We start from the raw sequence: 17,032 nt of genomic DNA, 5'->3' as shown, positions 1-17,032 counted from the left end.
CAACCCTGGAATCCCGACCATGCCGATCTTCTCCCTGTCCGCTCCGCCGACTCCCCTGCGCCTGATGAGCGCCGCCATCCTCGCCGCCACCCTGCTCACCGCCTGTGGCGGCGACCACGATGACGAAGAGGAGCTGACGCCCCGCACCTTGAGCATGGAAAAGATCGGCGGCTACAACGGCGGCGCGGTCGGTGCGGCGGAGATCACGGCCTTCGACGCGGCCAGCAAGCGCCTGTTCGTGGTCAATGGCGCCAACGGCACCGTCGACGTGCTCGACCTGGCCGCTCCCGCCACGCCGAAACTGGTCGGCACCATCAATGTGAGCAGCCTCGGCAAGGGCGTCAACAGCGTCGCCATCCACGACGGCCTGGTCGCGCTGGCGATCGAGGCGGATCCGAAGACCAGCCCCGGCACGGTCGCCTTCTATAACGCCGCCGACCTGAAGCTGGTCAACAGCGTCAAGGTCGGCGCCCTGCCCGACATGCTGACCTTCACTCCGGACGGCCGCACCGTGCTGGTCGCCAATGAAGGCGAGCCGAACAGTTATGGCCAGGCTGGTTCCGTCGATCCGGAAGGTTCGATCAGCGTCATCACCGTCAACCGCGGCGGCACGCCCTCGGTCGCGACCGCCGACTTCCGCGCCTTCAACGGCCAGGAAGCAGCTCTGCGCGCGCAAGGGATCCGGATCTATGGCCCGGGCGCCAGCGCGGCCCAGGATATCGAGCCGGAATACATCGCCGTGAGCGAAGACGGCCGCACCGCCTACGTGACGCTGCAGGAAAACAATGCCGTCGCCATCGTCGATGTCGCCACCGCCAAGGTCACCGCAATCAAGCCGCTCGGCACCAAGAACCACAACGTGGTCGGCATGGGCCTGGATGCCTCGGACGAGGACGGCGGCACCAACACCAACAGCGGCACTCCCGCCATCAAGATCGCGCCGCAGCCGGTGAAGGGCATGTACCTGCCGGATGCGATCGCCCGCTTCACCGTCGACGGCAACACTTACCTGATCACCGCCAACGAGGGCGATGCGCGCGCCGACTGGCCTGGCTTCAACGAAGAGACGCGGGTGCGCACCCACTGCACCGCCGGCCTCGACCCGACCGTCTTCCCGGACGCCGCCAACCTGATCCTCGACTCGAACCTGGGCCGCCTGCGCATCACCACCACGCCGAACGGCGGCAGCGCCGGCAAGAATGCGGCCGGCCAGTGCAACGAGCTGTACGCCTTCGGCGCGCGCTCTTTCTCGATCTGGGACAGCAACCTGACCCGCGTCTACGATTCCGGCGACGAGTTCGAGAAGAACACCCAGTCGCTTGCCAACGTGAAGTTCAACGCCAGCAACGACAATAACGACCTCGACGCCCGCAGCGCGTCCAAGGGTCCGGAGCCGGAAGGCGTCGTGGTCGGCCGCTTCGGCAAGAAAACCTATGCCTTCATCGGCCTCGAGCGCGTCGGCGGCGTGATGGTCTATGACGTCAGCAAGCCGTCGGCGGCCAGCTACGTCACTTACCTCAACACCCGCACCGCAACCGGCGGCGATTCGGGACCGGAAGGCCTGGCCCTGATCCCGGCCGATAAATCGCCGAACGGCAAGCCACTGCTCATCGTCGGGAACGAGACCAGCGGCACCACCGCGATCCTGCAAGTCAATCTGAGTTATTAACCCTCGGCAGTTGGCAATTGGGCTGGCGCCACCGATAATCGGCGCCATGCCCTACTCGATTGCTTCTCCCGTCCACTTCGAACTCATCATCAAGAAGAGCCGTTTCATCGCCTGCGTCCAGCCCATGCCGGACCGCGCGGGCGCCCAGCAGATCGTCGCCAGCCTGCGCGCCGCGCATCCCGGCGCGGCCCACGTCTGCTGGGCCCTGCTGGCCGGCGGGCAATCCGCCGCGGTCGACGACGGCGAGCCGAGCGGTACTGCGGGCCGACCGATGCTGGACGTGCTGCGCCACCAGGACCTGGAAGGCGTGCTGGCGACCGTGGTCCGCTACTTCGGCGGCGTCAAGCTGGGCGCCGGCGGGCTGGTGCGGGCCTATACGGACAGTGTCGCGCAAGCCCTGTTGCAAGCCGAGAAAGTGCCGATCATCAAACTCACGCGGCTGCGCTGCACCGCGCCGTATGCGCTCGAGGGCATGATCCGGCGCGAGCTCGACGCCGCAAAGGCTCGCCTCGACGACGTCACGCACGGCGACGACGTGCGCTTCGCCTTCAGCCTGCCCCTGCAAGACGCCGAACCATTACGCACCCGGCTCGACAACACCGGCCATGGACGCATCGCCTGGCTGGATGTGAAAGACGACGAGCACTAGCCTGTATTTCATATCCCCGCGCTATACCAGCCATCACGACACGAAAGCGGACACAGCCGTTCCCGCGGCGCATAATGGCCGGTTCCTCCAAAGACCAGTTAGCGCACCTTGAAGAAAAGCCTCATTCCCCTCGCCCTCGGCGGTTTCGGCATCGGCATGACCGAATTCGTCATCATGGGCATCCTTCCCGACATCGCCCATGGCTTGAGAATCAGCATCCCGCAGGCCGGCCACCTGATCACCGCCTACGCGCTCGGCGTCGTGGTCGGCGCCCCGACCCTGGTGAGCCTGATGGCGCACCGGCCGCCGCGCAGCGTGCTTGTCTGGTTCATGCTGATGTTCACGGTGTTCAATGCGATGTCGGCCTTCGCTCCGAACTTCGAGTTCATGATGGCGTCGCGCTTCATGGCCGGCTTGCCGCACGGCGCCTTCTTCGGCGTCGGCGCGGTGGTCGCCAGCCGCCTGGCCGACGAGGGCAAGGTGGCGACCGCGCTGGCCACCATGTTCACCGGCCTGACGGTCGCCAACGTAGTCGGGGTGCCGGCCGGCACCTGGCTGGGCCACAACATGAGCTGGCGCGCGGTCTTCCTGGTGGTGGCGTGCATTGGCCTTGTCACCATGTTCGCCCTGCACCGCCTGGTGCCGCCGATCGCGGCCAAGGAGCGCACTGGCATCCTGCAGGACCTGCGCATCTTCCGCCAGGGCGCGCTGTGGCTGGCGCTGGGCATCACCTCGATCGGCACCGGCGGCTTCTTCGCCTTCTTCAGCTATATCGCGCCGCTGCTGACCGACGTCACCCACATGGCGCCGGCGCGCATCCCGATGGTGATGACGGTGGTCGGTCTCGGCATGACGGTCGGCGTGCACCTGGGTGGCCGGCTGGCGGACCGGGTGGCGCCGCTGCAGGCGATCCTGATCCTGCTGGTGAGCATGACGACCCTGCTGCTGTGCAATGGCCTGTTCGCGGCGTCGGAGCCGGCGATGCTGGTGCTGGCCTTCGCCACCGGCGCCAATGCGCTGGCGCTGGGGCCGCCGATCCAAGTGCTCCTGATCGCGCACTCGCGCGAAGCGGAGATGCTGGGTTCCTCGCTGGGCCAGTCGGGTTTCAATATCGGGAATGCCCTGGGCGCCTTCCTGGGCGGGATTCCACTGACCTTGGGCTATTCCTATGCGTCGCCGCAGTGGGTGGCGGCGGGCCTGGCCTTCAGTGGGGTGCTGCTGGCGCTGGCCATGCTGGCCCAGGGACGGACGGCGGCGGCGCGCGCCGCCGCATAAAGGGGCTGGATCAGGCGCAGGCTTGTGCCGCAGGACGGCGCACGCGGCGCGCCGCCAGCGCCATGCCGACGCCGGCGAAAGTCAGCGCCAGGGTGCCCGGTTCCGGCACGTCGGTCGGGTCCGGCGTCACGACGATCGGGTCATCCGGAATCACGATCGGAGGCGTTGGCGTGTCGCGGAAGCCGGCCAGGTTGACCGGCGTGAAGTAGTGATTCGAATTGACCTGGATGGTCGAGTTCCAGGTATCCACGACCACCTGACCATTGATCACGCCCCAGTTGTCGTCCACGGTCGCGTTCGGCGCGAGCACGCTGCCGATGATGCCCTTGACGTTCAGGGTCAGCGCATCCGGGAAATTGAACAGCACGTTGTAGCCGCTCAGCGGCTCGAAGCTGATGCCGCCTTCGTTGAAGGTGGCGTCGGTGCCGCTGACGTTGAAGATCAGGGTCTGGCCCTTGACCAACTTGTCCAGGGTCCAGCTGCTCGAATATTGGAACATGTCGGCCGAGACATTGAACACGTCCACGCCACCCTGGCCGCTGCCGCTGACCACCACCCCGCTCCACAGCTTGCTGACGCTGCCGGTAGCCGCTACCTTCGACAGGTCGCCCGACAGCGTCTGGTAATAGGCGGCCGAGGCCACGAAATCGATCGGGTTCTCGGTCGTGCGCGGCGGCTGCGCGGCCCATTGCAGGTCGACATTGCCACCGGCGTACATCTTGCCATTGTTGATCGAGCCGCCCTTGAGCTTGACGTCGCCGCCCGCGATCAGCGCATAGCCACCGGTGTCGACGTTGTTGTTCGGCTTGGCATTGATCGAATAGGAGCTGATGTTGACGTTGCCGCCGGCCACCACCTTGCCCTCCACATCGCTCGAAGGCGCCGAGAAATTTCCGATGGTGTAAATGTTGGCATTGCCCACCATGCTGCCCAGGTCGAGGATGCCGGCCTGCGCCGTTCCAGTTGCCAGGATCGTTGCAAACGCCAGGACTGATCGATGCATGATGGTTCCATAGGGAAATTTTTGATTCCCAATAGTATCACTTTCTCATGCAGGATGCGCCCAGCCTGTTGCAAACCCGCTATACAGGATGGAATCGAACGTTCAGACCAGCGTCGCCTCGCCCAGCGCAAGGGCGGTTTCCTCGGCCTCTACGCGCAGCAACTGCAACGTGGCCTCGTCGATGGCCGGGAGCCCGGCATCCAGCTCCGCCTCGCCCAGCGGCGACACCACCGGCGCCAGCCGGTTCGCCAGCAGCAAGGTGTCGAGCAAGGTGTGCGGTTCAGGATTCAACACACCGTCGCGCATGGCGCCGATCGCTTGCGCGACATTCGCCGGAATCGCCAGCTTGCGCATCACCTCGACGCTGACCACGTCCTCGCACAAGGCGCCCCAGTTCTCGGCATCGTCGTCCAGCAAGCCGGGGAATTCGTCGGCGCGCGAAAGCAGGTAGAAGCCCCCGACCTCGTGCACGATGCCGGCGAACAGCGCGGTGTCGGGATCGCTGCGGGTGACGTGGCGCGCCAGCGCCTGGGCCAGCGCCGCCACCTGGGCGCTGTGGGTCCACAATTGCTCGGCCTTGGCGCGCAGGACCGGGTCGGCGATGCGGTGGCCGAACTGGCGCACCAGCAGGGCCGCGACCAGGCCGCGCAGGCGGCGGTAGCCGATGCGCAGTACGGCGGCGCGCACATTGCTGACCTGTCCGCCGCTGCTGCCGAAGGCGGCCGTATTGGCCAGCGCCACCGTGCGCGCCGCCAGCTGCGGCTCGGACAGCACCAGCCGGATCGCCTCGTCCACATGGCAATCGGGGTCGTCGAGCGCAATCTGCAGGCGCAGCACGGCGTTCACGCTGGTGGGAAAGCTGATTTCCCCGCGCGCCGCCTGGGCGGTAATGTAGCCAAAGGCTTCCAGTTTGTTCACGCGAAGAATTATACCTCCGGTAACTAAACACGCACGGGCGCCGCCATGACGTAAAAAAGCCCGCACGCGCCGGGCGTACGGGCTGCTCCAGGCCAGGTGGATTACTTGACCTTGATGTTGCTCTTCACGCTGGACACGCCGTCCACGCCCTTGGCCAGTTTCTCGGCGCGATCCGCCTCGGCCTTCGATGCGACGAAGCCGCTCAGCATCACGACACCCTTCTCGGTCTCGACCTTGATCGCCAGCGCGCTCAGGTCCGGCTCGGCGGCCAGGCCGGCCTTGACCTTGGCGGTGATCGCGGTGTCCGACATGGCGGTCGCGGCGCGGCTGCCGGCGCGCTCGGTCTTGTCGCCGGCATTCTCGGCGACGTTTTCGCCGCGGCCCGTCATCTCACGGGTCTTGTCGGCCACGGTGCGGCCTGCCTGCTTGGTCTTGTCGACGACGGCGACCGCGGCGGCGCGGGTCTTCTCGCCGGCGCGCTCGAGCGCGGTGTCGGCCGTGCCCTTGTTCTCGACCAGGCAGGCGGTCTTGTTGCCCTGCTCTTCGCACTTCTGGACGGCGGCGGCCTTCACCGGATCGCGGGTATCGGTGCTGGCGACCAGGCCGGCGCTGCCCGCGGTGGCGGCAGTCGTGCCGCTGCCGCCGGTGGTGGCGGCGGCGCCCTCGCGGCCGGCCTTGGCGTCGGCCAGCGCGGCGGTGCGCACCGACTTGGAGTTGTTCTCGCAGCTGTCCTTCTCGTTGCCCTTCATGGCGTCGCATTTCTCTTCGGCCAGCTCGTACTCGGCGTCGGCCAGCTTGCGGCGCGCGGCTTCCAGGTTCGATGGGGTGTTGTCGTGCTTGGTGACGGCGGCCAGCTCGGCGCGGGCGCGGGCCACGTCGGCCTGCTCTTCGCACACGTCCTCATCCTTGAGCGCGTCGCACTTCTGCTTGGCCGCCTTGTGGTCGGCCTCGATCTTCTGCATGGCCGTGCGATAGGCCGTGTTGTCCGATTTGGTCTGGGCGGCGGCGGGCGCGGCCGCGATGGTGGCGCCGGCCACCGAGGCCAGCAGCGTAGCGATGAGCTTGTTCATGTCGATGTCCCTTGTGCTCGGTTGTTGTGATGGCGTCCATTAAACGCCCCACCGCAAGGGACCATCTGTGCGAGAACGTACGCTGATGGAAAAAGTGTCTGTACAGCCAGTGCCCGGGGATTATTCAGGCTGTGTTCGCGTTAGTTATGTACTCACTGCCGCCTTCACTGAACTTATCGTACCGCAGCACATAGCCACTGCGCTGGTGTACGCAACACTTGCGCATCCAGTAATCGCTGCCACCCGGAATAGTTCGCCAGGTAGCGGCTGGCCACGCCCTTGAAGCGCACCAGCCAGTTCTTGAAGCGGCTGTGCCAGCCATTCACGTTCTGGATGTGGATCGCACCGCGTGCGCGCCGGCCCGCCCGCACGTTGATGGATTCGTGCATGATTCCAGCGTCAAGGGCAAACCGGACATAGGCCGCAGCGCCATCGCTGATGAGCAGCCCGTCGCCCGGCAGCACCGGCTGCAGGCAGGTGCGCAGTTGCGCAGCGGTCACGGGACCACGTCCGGTATGGAAGTCCAGCGTCGTGCCGATGCGGTCACGCGCCACCAGCAGGCAATCGTGCTCGCGGTTGATGCCGCGCCGCTGGGCGGCGCCACCACGCTGCCGCGGCGGGCGCGTCAAGGTGCGCGAACCCTTCTGCGATTCGAGGCGGTAGGTTTCGTCGGCCTCTATGATTCCCGTCAATGCTGCGGGCCGGTGCCGGGCGGCGCCCGGCGCGAATCGGTGGCGCCAGCGAAAACTCGTGGTGCGATGCACGCCGGTAACGAGCGCCGCGTCGCGCACGGTGCGCGATTCCAGCAAACACTTGATATAAGGCAGCCAGCACTCGCGCTTGCGCAGCCGGGCCAGCGGCGTGCCGGTCAGCGCATTGAAGGAGCGGCGACAACCCAGGCAGCGATAACGCTGCAGGCCGCTGGCGAAGCCGGACCGGTGCAAACGCGCGCAAGCACAATGTGGACACGGCCGGCCCGCCGCGGCCGCTTCAATGAGCGCCAGGCACTCGGCCGGGTCGCGGATGCTGTCGAGCCAGTCGCGCAGTCGGCCCAGATCGTTGCTGGACAATGGCGCAGCGGTCAGAAAAGCGAACAATTCGTCGAAGCGCGGGCCTTGCATCGTCACTCCAGATGAGTTAACTCGACGATGCGTAAGACTTCGACAACGCGACTTGGTTCACCCAACGATCGCGAACACAGCCATTATTTACCGTCCAGCAGCCCCTGGCGCCACAGGCTGTCGGCATCCTCGAACGGAGCGCCGGACCGGCCGAAGCGGGCGCCGTCCCCGGCCAGCTTCACCCAGGCGCGGGTGTCGTGGCTGCTGCGCGGCACCGCGACCTTGTCGCGCACGCCGGCCAGCCAGCGGTAGACGCGGGCGTATTCGTCCGGATTGCTGTGGCGGGTCCAGGCCAGCGCGGCGAGGTCGGCGAAACCTTCCTCGCGGCGGGTCTCGCGCATCGCCTTCGAGGCCGCCAGCAGCGAGGCATCAGCGGCGCTCTCCTCGTTCACCTCGACGAAGCCGGCCGGCAGCGCATGCCAGGCGCCTTGCGCGCGGCGCCAGCAGTGGGCCAGCTCGTGCGCCGCCATCGCCGCGATCAGGGGCGCCTGCTCGGCTTCGGGCACACCGGCCAGGACGGTTTCCGCATCCGGGTTGTTGCGCAGGGACATGACCAGCTTGCAACGGCCATTGTCGAAACCCATCGCCAGCGGCACGTCGTTCGCGCGCGGCTGCGGCTGCACCGTGATGTCGAGCGGCAGTTTCAGTTGCTGGGAATAGGCGAGGACGGGGCCGGCGGCCTTGAGCCAGCGCTGTTCCAGCGCGGTCAGTTCCGCGGCCTGCAGGGCCGGGGCCACGCACAGCGCGGCGAGCAGGAGAGGCTTGAGCATGGTGCTTCTTTCGGAGACAGTGAAATGCCTACTGGCAATTCTAGCCCCATATCAAGCACTGCTTTCAGGAAAATCTTTCTCTGTTTTAACAAGATCAAACTTGTCAAATCAGCCTTGCAGGCTGACGCCGGGCGCCTCGATGGCATGCGCCAGGCGGCGCGCGCCCTGCTCCAGCGCGGTGGCGGCGGAAGCCGCGCGCAGCAGCGCCGTTTCGCGGCGCGCCGTCTCCAGCAGTTCGGCGCCCGGGACGATGACCGACATCACCGCCGTCACCCGCGCCGCCGCGTCGGCAATCGCCCCCAGGGCCGCGGCTTCCTCGCGCTGCGCCGCCGGGCTGGCAAGCAGGCGCCGGATCTCGCCGGCCACCGCGTCGGCACGGCCGGCCAGTGCGCGCACTTCCTGCGCCGCGCCATCGTCGAAGGCGCCGCTGCGCACCGCTTCCACCGCCGCGTCGAGCGCCAGGATATTCGCCTGGAAAGCGATGCCGTCGATGGCGCCGACAATCTCGTCCGCACTGCGCGATGGGACCGGCGTTACCGGGGCAGCGGCGGGTTCGGCCGCGGGCAGGGGCGCCGCGCGTCCCAGGCCGCGGGCGATGAACCAGGCGCAGGGCAGGGTCGCCGCCAGCGCGGCCAGGCACAGCGCCGCCATCCAGCCGGGGAAGCTGGACGCCAGATCGCGCGCCGCGCCCATGCCGTCGCCGGCGAGCTTGTCTTCGAGTTCGATGAAACGGGTGAGGCTGGCCATCCAGTCCGCGAAGGCCGGGCCGGCCTGCTGGTTCAGCAGGGTGGCGGCTTCCTGGCCATGGCCCTCGGCTTGCAGGGCGATCACGCGGTCGAGCAGCGGCCGGGTGCGGCGCTCCTGCTCCTTGATCGCGGCCAGCGCCTTCTTTTCTTCCGGCTGCAGATCCGCCAGGTCCTGGACCAGGGCGTCCAGGGTCGAGGCGGCGCGCGCGTAGTTGTCGTTGTGGGTCTTGATGCGGCTGACGGGGCCGGCCGCGGCGGCGGCGTCGGGCGCCAGCACCACGTCGCGCAGGACGGTGGCGCGCTCGCGCACGCTGCCGCGCAGCTCCATGGCGTGGCGCTGCTTGGCGCGGGCGGTGCCCTCGACGCTGTCGAGCAGGCTGCCGATCTGGCCGACGCGCAGCACCGCCAGGGCGCTCAAGGCAATGATCAGGAGGAGCAAGGCGCCGTAGCCGATGGCCAGTCGCGCGCCGATCGTGGTGGGCTTCGTCTTCATGTCGTGGTTTCCAGCAGCACCGTGGAAAGACGCGGGCGACGACAGGTGCGCGCAAATACTTTCCCTCAGGCAATGGAGTCACTATAACATGGGCTTGTATGGATTGACGGAGCCTTCAGTTTAAGTTAAGTAAAAAGCAGCGCAAGTGTTGCGCCGATGCCATGCGGGCGGCTGCGGGAGATCCGAAGCCGCCACTTTCCTTGCTATTTCGTCAGGCTCGCCGCCGTCGTAAACGAGGGACGGATATCGTTCGGCACCGAGGACTTCAGCTTGTCGAGCGCCTTCTGCACTTGCGGACGGATCACCACGTACTTCTTCATCATCGCCTGCGCCCGCGCATAGTCGCCGGTGGCTTCGATGGTGAGGAATTCGCGGTCGAGGTCGGCGACCGCCGCCTTGATCTTCTTGAAATCGACCGCGAAGGTGCCGTCGCCGTTGGCGACGAAGGCGCCCTTGTCGAGCAGGTAGTTCACCTGGATCGCCATGCCGCGCGCGTGCGAGGACGTCAGGCCGAAGTGCAAGGTGCGGAAGCTCGAGGCCAGGAAGGTGTTGTACAGCTTGCGTTCGGCCGCGGCGCCCTGCCCCAGCGTCTCCTTGAGCAATCCCTTGTCCATCATGTAGCCCAGGGCCCACAGGCCGGTGATGTCGGCCTTGGCTTCCTCGATGGTGGAATAAGTGTCCTTCAGGTCCTGGCGCGGGGTCGATTCCTTGCCGTCCTTCTTGGTCGTGTGCGGGCCGAGGCCGTGCATGATCTCGTGCGCCAGGATGTGGGTGAAGAAGGAGTCGAAGTCGAGGTCCTTCTGGTCCTGGGCGCGCAGCACCAGCTTCGAAATGGGCTTCAGGGTCGATTCGAACTTGGCTTCCTGCACGTTCTTGAGCATCACCCGCTTGGAGCCGCGCTCGCGGATCACGCGCTCGTCGTTGGGCAGATTATAGGCCGCGGTCTGCACGCCCATATTGCCGTCGCCGGCGCCGTAGACTTCGTTGACCACCACCATCGGGGCGATCGCGCCGACCTTCGGGTTGCGGTACTGCTTGTCGAGAGGCAGGTTGTCCTCGAGTTCCTGCAGGTGCTTGCCGAAGAAGGCCAGCTTCTGCGTTTCCTGCTGGTCGCGGATGCTGACGTAGGCTTCGAAGGCCGCCTTGTAGCCGAACAGTTCGTCGTTATAGGTCTCGTAGGGGCCGATCGTGATGTCGACCGGCGAATCGAGGTCCATCCAGGCGAAGTCGGACGCCAGGTAGTCGTTCGACAGGAAGGCGTCGGCGCGCAAGGTCAGGAATTTCTTGAGCGAGGCGTTGTCGGTGCTGGCGGCGGCGTCGCGCAGCAGCTTCGCCAGCTTTTCCAGGTCGGCGCGGTATTCATCCGAGTACTTCACGGTCTTGAACTTGCCGTCGGCGCCGCTGCGGATCACGGTGAAGAACCACTGCGCCTCCGCCTTCTGCGCGGCGGGCAAGCCGTTCATCCAGCCTTCCAGCGCGGACTTGCTCGCGTTCTCCGGATAGAAATTGGCGCCTTCCGGCTTCTTGGCCGGGATCTTGATGCCGGCATACTCGGCGGGCATGAAGGAACGGTTGTCGTCCAGCGACGACCACGGGCCCTTGTTCAGCCAGAAGGCGTCCAGGCGCGCGCGGCCGAGTGCCGACGTGTCTTTCTGCAGCGCGGCCCACAGGGCTTCGTTGCCGGACCAGCGCTGGCGCAGCTGCAGGGTGTCGACGATCTTGGCGGCCTCGATCAGCTTGGCGATGGCGGCGCGGTCGCCTTTCGAGAGCTTGGAGGTGTCCGCCCTGAGTTCGGCCGGCGCGAAGCGCTTGGCCATGGTGTCGAGCTGGGCGACGCTGGCGGGTTCGGCGAACGCCGTGCCGATGGCCGCGAACAGCACGAGAGGAGCGAGCAGTTTGTTCATGGTGTCTCCTTGTTTATTTGTTCAGCGCAGGGCCGGTGTACTTCATCAGCAGTCCCTTCGGCCCCACCGCCCAGCCCTGGCTCGGGCTGGCGAAACCGACCGTGTTCATCGGCGTCGTGTCGAGCGCGGTCCAGTTGCGGCCGCCATTCGTCGAGTAACCCGATCCGGCCAGGCCGGCGGCAACCAGCGCGCGCGGAGCGCCGGGCACCGGGACCACCACCGACATGTAGCCGGCCGGCGCCACTTCGACCGGGGTCCAGCTGGCGCCGCCGTCCTGGGTGTAGGCGCCGTTGATGCCGGCCATGCGGGTTTCCTTGTAGTCGCCGCCGGCGGCGAAGCCTTCCCTGCTGTTCAGGAAGCCGACCGAGAAGACGCCGCGCGCTGGCGCGCCTGCGGGAACCGGCGTGGAAGCCGCGCGCCAGGTCTTGCCACGGTCGGAGGAATGGAAGACGCGCGAGGTGGCGCTGCCGCCGGTGGCGATCCAGGCGTCGTTCGACCCGCTCACGGTGAGGCAGGTGCCGCTGGCGGCAAAGGCGCCCTCGTTCGGCATCGCTTCCAGCCCCCTGGCCGCGACTTCGCGCCAGCTGACGCCGCCGTCGCTCGTGGTGTAGACCTGGAAGCTGCCCTTGACCGGGTCGCCGAACAGGATGCCGTTATCCTTGTCCCAGAAGGCCATCGCGTCCCAGAAGCCCTCGGCGACCGCATTGGTGGTCATCAGCTTCCAGGTGGCGCCGCCGTCGGTCGTGCGGTAGATGCGCGATGCCTCGCCGGGCCCGGCGCCCATCACGACGGCGGTCCTGGCGTCGAAGGCCTGGATGTCGCGGAAGTCGATCTTGTCGGCGTCCGGCACCTGCATCGCCTGCCAGCCGGCGCCGTCGACGGTGCGCAGCACGGTGCCCTTGGCGCCGCTGGCCCAGGCGACCTTGTCGCTGACGACGGACAGGCCGCGCAGTTCGGCGGCCGTGCCGCTCGGGACGGCTTGCCAGGATTGGGCGTTGGCGCCGGTGGATGCCAGGAGGGCGGCGGCGATCAGGGCACGCGCAGGCAGGGACATGGGCGATCCTCGTATGGTTGAGTGATCACCCATTGTAGCCTGCCCGTAGCCGCAAAACCGGCTGACATTATTGTTGGCCGCGAGACCGTCGCACCGGGCATCAGTTAGCGGCGTTGGCGATGGTCGCGAGCGGCTCGCCCTGCTCCCAGCCGCCGCCCAGGGCACGCGCCACGGCCACCGTGGCCAGCAGGCGCTGGGTGCGGATCTGCGCCGCCGCCCGATCCGCCGCCAGCGCATTGCGCTGCGCATCGGTCACGTCGAGATAGGTCGACACGCCGCGCTCGTAGCGCGCCTGCGCCACCAGCAGCGCGCGCGCCGCGGCCTGCTGCGACTGGGCCTGCACCTCGCCCTGCTGCTGGCGCTGCTGCACGTCCGACAGCGCATCCTCGACTTCGCGCAGCGCGGTCAGGAGGCGCGTCTCGTGGTTCGCCACCGCCTCTTCGTAGCGCGCCTTCGACAGCGCCAGGTTGGCGCGGTTGCGGCCGCCGTCGAAGACCGGCAGCGACAGGGCCAGCGGGCCGAAGGAGAACTGGCGCGCGCCGCCGCTGGCGAGGTCGCGCAGGTGCTCGGAGGCGTAGCCGAAGTTCGACGTCAGCGACAAGGAAGGATAGAAGGCGCCTTGCGCCACGCCGACCTGCGCATTGAAGGCCCGGATCTGCGCCACGCTGGCGGCCAGGTCCGGACGCTGCCCCACCAGGCTGGCCGGCAGGCCGACCGGAATGCGCGGCGGCTGCGGCAGCTGGACGCCCGGCGTCGTGGCCAGCAGCGGCGCGCTGGGCGAGGCGCCTACCAGGGTGGCCAGCGCGTGTTCGACCGCGTTGCGCTGGCGCTGCACCTCGTGCAGGTCCGCTTCCGCGTTGGCGCGCTCGATGCGGGCGCGCGAGACGTCGAGTTCATTCGACAGGCCGGCATTGAAGCGGGCCTCGACCAGGTGCTGCGCTTCGCGGCGGGCGTCCAGCGCGCCGCGCAGGATCGCGAGTTCCGCATCCAGGCCGCGCAGCTGCCAGTAGTTCGACGCCACCTGGCTGGATAACAGCAGGATCACGCCATCGCGGTCGTCCTGCGCCGCCAGCGCCTGGGCGTCGGCCGCTTCGACCACGCGGCGCACGCGGCCCCACAGGTCGAGTTCATATGAGAGCGAGGCGCCGATTGCAAAGTTGTTACCCTCGATCGAGCGGCCGCCGAGCGCGATGCCCTGCGAGGTTTCGGCGGAGGTGCGCGAGTTCGAGATGCCGGCGCTGACCGCAAGATTCGGCGCCTGGCCGGCGCGGACCACGCCCAGCTGGGCCTGCGCCTGCAGCAGGCGCTGCGCGGCGGCTTTCACGCCCGGGTTGTCGCGCAGGGCGCGGCCTTCGAGGCCGTCGAGGGTGGCGTCGCCGAACACGGTCCACCACTGGGCCGGCAGGCGCGCCACGTCGCTCGTCACCGCAGCGTGGCGGTAGGCGGCGTCCGCGGCAGTCGCCGGCGCCTTGAAGTCCGGGCCGATGGTGGCGCAGCCGCCCAGTGCCGCGGCCAGTGCGCTAACGAGTACAAAATTCTTCAGCATATGTGTTCTCTCTACTTGATCAGTGTGCGCCAGAGGCGCCGCCCGGGGACTTCACCTTGTCGGCCAGCCAGATCGCCGCGATGCAGCCGATCAGCACGATGCCGATGATCCAGAAGCCGTCGTTGTAGGCCATCACGTAGGACTCGCGCCGCACGATGCGGTCGACCACGGCCAGTGCCTGGTTCGCCGCCGACGCCGGGGCCATGCCGTTCGCCATGAAGCTCTGGGTCAGCGCATCCAGGCGCTGCTGGGTCGCCGGCGCGAAGTTCGACACGGCCTCGCCCAGCACTGCCGAGTGGAAGTGCTCGCGGTTGGTCAGGCTGGTCGCCAGCAGCGCGATGCCGATCGAGCCGCCCAGGTTGCGGGTCATGTTGAACAGGCTCGAGGCCGACGGCATGTCCTTCGGCGGCAGGCCCTGCATCGCGAAGTTCGACAGGGTCAGCATCACGAAGGGCTGGCCGATCGCGCGGATCACCTGGGTCACCATCAGCTGGTCGTAGCCGGTGGAGGCGTCCATGAAGGCGTTCATCAGGCAGGAGCCGCCGAACAGCAGCAGGCCAAAGGAGCACAGGATGCGGTTGTCCACTTTCGAGGACAGCGCGGCCGCGAACGGCATCACGATCAGCTGCGGCAGGCCGACCCAGGCGATCACTTCGCCGATCTGCATCGGGGTGTAGCCGGCGATCTGGCCCAGGTAGAGCGGCAGCAGGAACGAGGAGCCGTACAGCCCCATCCCGGTGACCGCCGACAGCACGGTCGCGACCAGGAAGTTACGCTGTCCGTAGAGGCGCAGGTTCACGAAGGGGTCGGGGCGCGAGAAGCTGACCACCACCCAGCCCAGGATGCCGGTCAGGGACAGCGCGGCGAAGGTGACGATGAAGGAAGACTCGAACCAGTCCTTCGAATTGCCCTCTTCCAGGAAGATCGTCAGGCAGGCCAGGCCCATCGCCATCATCGCGATGCCGAGCCAGTCGGCCTTGACCAGCATCCCGGCGTTGGTCTTTTCCTTGTCCAGGCCATAGATCATGCCGGCGATGAGCAGCACGCCCGGCACCCAGTTGATGTAGAAGATCGAGGGCCAGCCGTACAGCTCCGACAGGTAGCCGCCCAGGGTCGGGCCCATGGCCGGCGCCAGCGTGGCGGTGAGGCCGAAGATCGCCATGCCGGTGGCGCGCCTGGATGCCGGCAGGCGCGTCATCACCAGCGTCATCGCCATCGGGATCAGCGCGCCGCCGGTGAAGCCCTGCAGCATGCGGAACACGATCATCGATTCCAGGTTCCAGGCCGCGCCGCAGAGGGTCGAGAACACCAGGAACAGGGCCGTGGTCCCGATCATGTAGTTGCGCGCGCCGAAGGCGCGGGTGAACAGCGCCGTCATCGGGATCACGACGATCTCGGCGCACAGGTAGGCGGTCGAGATCCACGAGCCCTCTTCCTGGGTGGCCGAGAGCGTGCCCAGGATGTCGCGCAGCGAGGAGTTGGTGATCTGGATGTCGAGCACCGCCATGAAGGCGCCCAGCATGCCGGCGGCCACCGCCATCCAGGTGCGCGCATCGATGCGGGCGCCGTTGGCGGGCGCGCCTGGCATGGCGCCAGGCGCGGCAGCCTTGGTAAGGCTAGTCATGGTCGATCCTTAGTGCGCGGCCGCCGCGGTCTGGGTGTGCTTGACCTTCTGGTCCAGCGCCACCTCGGCCACCACCGACATGCCCGGCACCAGGCGGCCGGCGTACTTCTTGACGTCGGCCGGGTCGAGCACGATCTTGACCGGCACGCGCTGGACGATCTTGGTGAAGTTGCCGGTCGCGTTATCGGCCGGCAGCAGCGCGAACTGGTTGCCCGAGGCAGGCGAGAAGCTGTGCACGCGGCCCACCAGGTGCTTGCCCGGCAGCGCGTCGACTTCGAGTTCGACCGCCTGGCCCGGCTCCAGGCCCGCCAGCTGGGTTTCCTTGAAGTTGGCGGTGACCCAGACGTCGTCCTCGACCACGGCCAGCAGCTGCTGGCCCGGCTGCACGCGCACGCCGACTTCGACGCTGCGCTTGCCGATGCGGCCCGCCACCGGCGCCACGATGCGGTTGTAGGCGACCTGCTGCTGCGCGTCCTTCAGCTGCGCCTGCAGCACCTTGATCTGGGCTTGCAGCACGTCGCGGCCGGCGGCGGCGGCGGCGACTTGCGCCTGCGCTGCGCTGGCGTTGTCGCGGCGCGCGGCGACGTCGGCGACGGCCGAGGCGCGGGCGGCGCTCGACGCATCCACTTCGGCCTTCGAGACCGCCTTCATGGTGTCGTTATAGAGCTGGCCGAAACGCTCGGCGTCCTGGCGCGCGCGCACCAGCTGGGCCTCGGCCTGCTTGATCTGGGCGCCGGCGGCGGCGGCCTGCGCCTTCACCTGCAGCACCTGGGCGTCGGCCTGGCCGATCTGCTGGCGCACGCTGGCGATCTGCGCCTCGATCTGCTCGACGCGCACGGTGTGGTCGGCCGGATCGAGTTCGGCGATCACGTCGCCCGCCTTGACCATCTGGTTGTCGTCCACCAGCACGCGCGTGACCACGCCAGCCACGCGGCTCGACACCGGGTGCACGCGGCCGGTGACGTAGGCGTTCTCGGTCTCCACATAGTGGTTGCTGCGGTACCACATGCGGCCGCCGGCGCCGAGGGCGACCAGGGCGATCACGGCCACCACGCCGAGCACGCGCTTGTTGGGCGGACGAGAGGATGACTGCGTGCCGGGCGCTGCAGGTGCTGGTGCTTGCTGGGCGGGCTGCTGCGCGGCCGGGGTGTGCGATTCTGCCATGACGGTCAAACTCCGAAGATAAATGA

General features: G+C 67.7%; 14 protein-coding genes. 3 read left to right on the top strand and 11 right to left on the bottom strand.

Going from position 1 to position 17,032, the window contains the following annotated elements; all coding sequences use genetic code 11:
- Positions 1–19: 19 nt before the first annotated feature.
- The 3 genes from LQ564_RS04150 (at position 20) to LQ564_RS04140 (ending at position 3,593) form a co-directional block, all read left to right on the top strand.
- A complete protein-coding gene (locus LQ564_RS04150) occupies positions 20–1,669 on the top strand; it encodes a choice-of-anchor I family protein (protein WP_231056806.1) in 1,650 nt (549 codons plus the stop codon).
- A gap of 46 nt (positions 1,670–1,715) precedes the next feature.
- The gene (locus tag LQ564_RS04145) at positions 1,716–2,318 is read left to right on the top strand and encodes an IMPACT family protein (protein WP_231056805.1); all 603 of its coding nucleotides are present in this window, start codon (positions 1,716–1,718) and stop codon (positions 2,316–2,318) included.
- Positions 2,319–2,426: 108 nt separating this feature from the next.
- Positions 2,427–3,593 (top strand): MFS transporter, encoded by a 1,167-nt coding sequence (locus LQ564_RS04140; protein WP_231056804.1) that lies wholly within the window; start codon positions 2,427–2,429, stop codon positions 3,591–3,593.
- 10 nt (positions 3,594–3,603) lie between these two features.
- On the opposite strand, the gene LQ564_RS04135 is transcribed toward LQ564_RS04140, so the two are convergent.
- The 11 genes from LQ564_RS04135 to LQ564_RS04085 form a co-directional block, all read right to left on the bottom strand.
- Positions 3,604–4,596: a choice-of-anchor A family protein gene (locus LQ564_RS04135; protein ID WP_231056803.1), complete on the bottom strand. Its 993-nt coding sequence runs from the start codon at positions 4,594–4,596 to the stop codon at positions 3,604–3,606.
- Positions 4,597–4,698: 102 nt separating this feature from the next.
- The gene (locus tag LQ564_RS04130) at positions 4,699–5,514 is read right to left on the bottom strand and encodes an HDOD domain-containing protein (RefSeq protein WP_231056802.1); all 816 of its coding nucleotides are present in this window, start codon (positions 5,512–5,514) and stop codon (positions 4,699–4,701) included.
- Positions 5,515–5,615: 101 nt separating this feature from the next.
- Positions 5,616–6,584 carry a BON domain-containing protein gene (locus LQ564_RS04125; protein WP_231056801.1) on the bottom strand — a complete coding sequence of 323 codons (969 nt, stop codon included), beginning with the start codon at positions 6,582–6,584 and terminating at the stop codon, positions 5,616–5,618.
- Between the two features lie 173 nt (positions 6,585–6,757).
- Complete coding sequence (locus LQ564_RS04120; RefSeq protein ID WP_231056800.1) at positions 6,758–7,705, bottom strand: IS1595 family transposase; 948 nt, start codon at positions 7,703–7,705, stop codon at positions 6,758–6,760.
- An 83-nt stretch (positions 7,706–7,788) separates the two neighbouring features.
- Positions 7,789–8,475, bottom strand: a complete 687-nt coding sequence (locus LQ564_RS04115; protein ID WP_231056799.1) for a hypothetical protein — start codon at positions 8,473–8,475, stop codon at positions 7,789–7,791.
- 108 nt (positions 8,476–8,583) lie between these two features.
- Positions 8,584–9,714 (bottom strand): methyl-accepting chemotaxis protein, encoded by a 1,131-nt coding sequence (locus LQ564_RS04110; protein WP_231056798.1) that lies wholly within the window; start codon positions 9,712–9,714, stop codon positions 8,584–8,586.
- 203 nt (positions 9,715–9,917) lie between these two features.
- Positions 9,918–11,618, bottom strand: a complete 1,701-nt coding sequence (locus LQ564_RS04105) for a DUF8614 domain-containing protein (RefSeq protein ID WP_231056797.1) — start codon at positions 11,616–11,618, stop codon at positions 9,918–9,920.
- A gap of 13 nt (positions 11,619–11,631) precedes the next feature.
- Positions 11,632–12,672, bottom strand: a complete 1,041-nt coding sequence (locus LQ564_RS04100; RefSeq protein ID WP_231056796.1) for a WD40/YVTN/BNR-like repeat-containing protein — start codon at positions 12,670–12,672, stop codon at positions 11,632–11,634.
- Between the two features lie 100 nt (positions 12,673–12,772).
- Positions 12,773–14,218, bottom strand: a complete 1,446-nt coding sequence (locus LQ564_RS04095; protein WP_231056795.1) for an efflux transporter outer membrane subunit — start codon at positions 14,216–14,218, stop codon at positions 12,773–12,775.
- A gap of 19 nt (positions 14,219–14,237) precedes the next feature.
- On the bottom strand, positions 14,238–15,842 hold the full coding sequence (locus LQ564_RS04090; protein WP_231056794.1) for a DHA2 family efflux MFS transporter permease subunit: 1,605 nt from the start codon (positions 15,840–15,842) through the stop codon (positions 14,238–14,240).
- 9 nt (positions 15,843–15,851) lie between these two features.
- Complete coding sequence (locus tag LQ564_RS04085) at positions 15,852–17,006, bottom strand: HlyD family secretion protein (protein ID WP_231056793.1); 1,155 nt, start codon at positions 17,004–17,006, stop codon at positions 15,852–15,854.
- Positions 17,007–17,032 lie beyond the last annotated feature (26 nt).

Source organism: Massilia phyllostachyos (genome assembly GCF_021044825.1).
GTDB classification, from domain to species: domain Bacteria; phylum Pseudomonadota; class Gammaproteobacteria; order Burkholderiales; family Burkholderiaceae_D; genus Telluria; species Telluria phyllostachyos.
The sequence above is the reverse complement of the archived record's forward strand: the minus strand, read 5'-3'. Positions and strand labels throughout refer to the sequence as shown.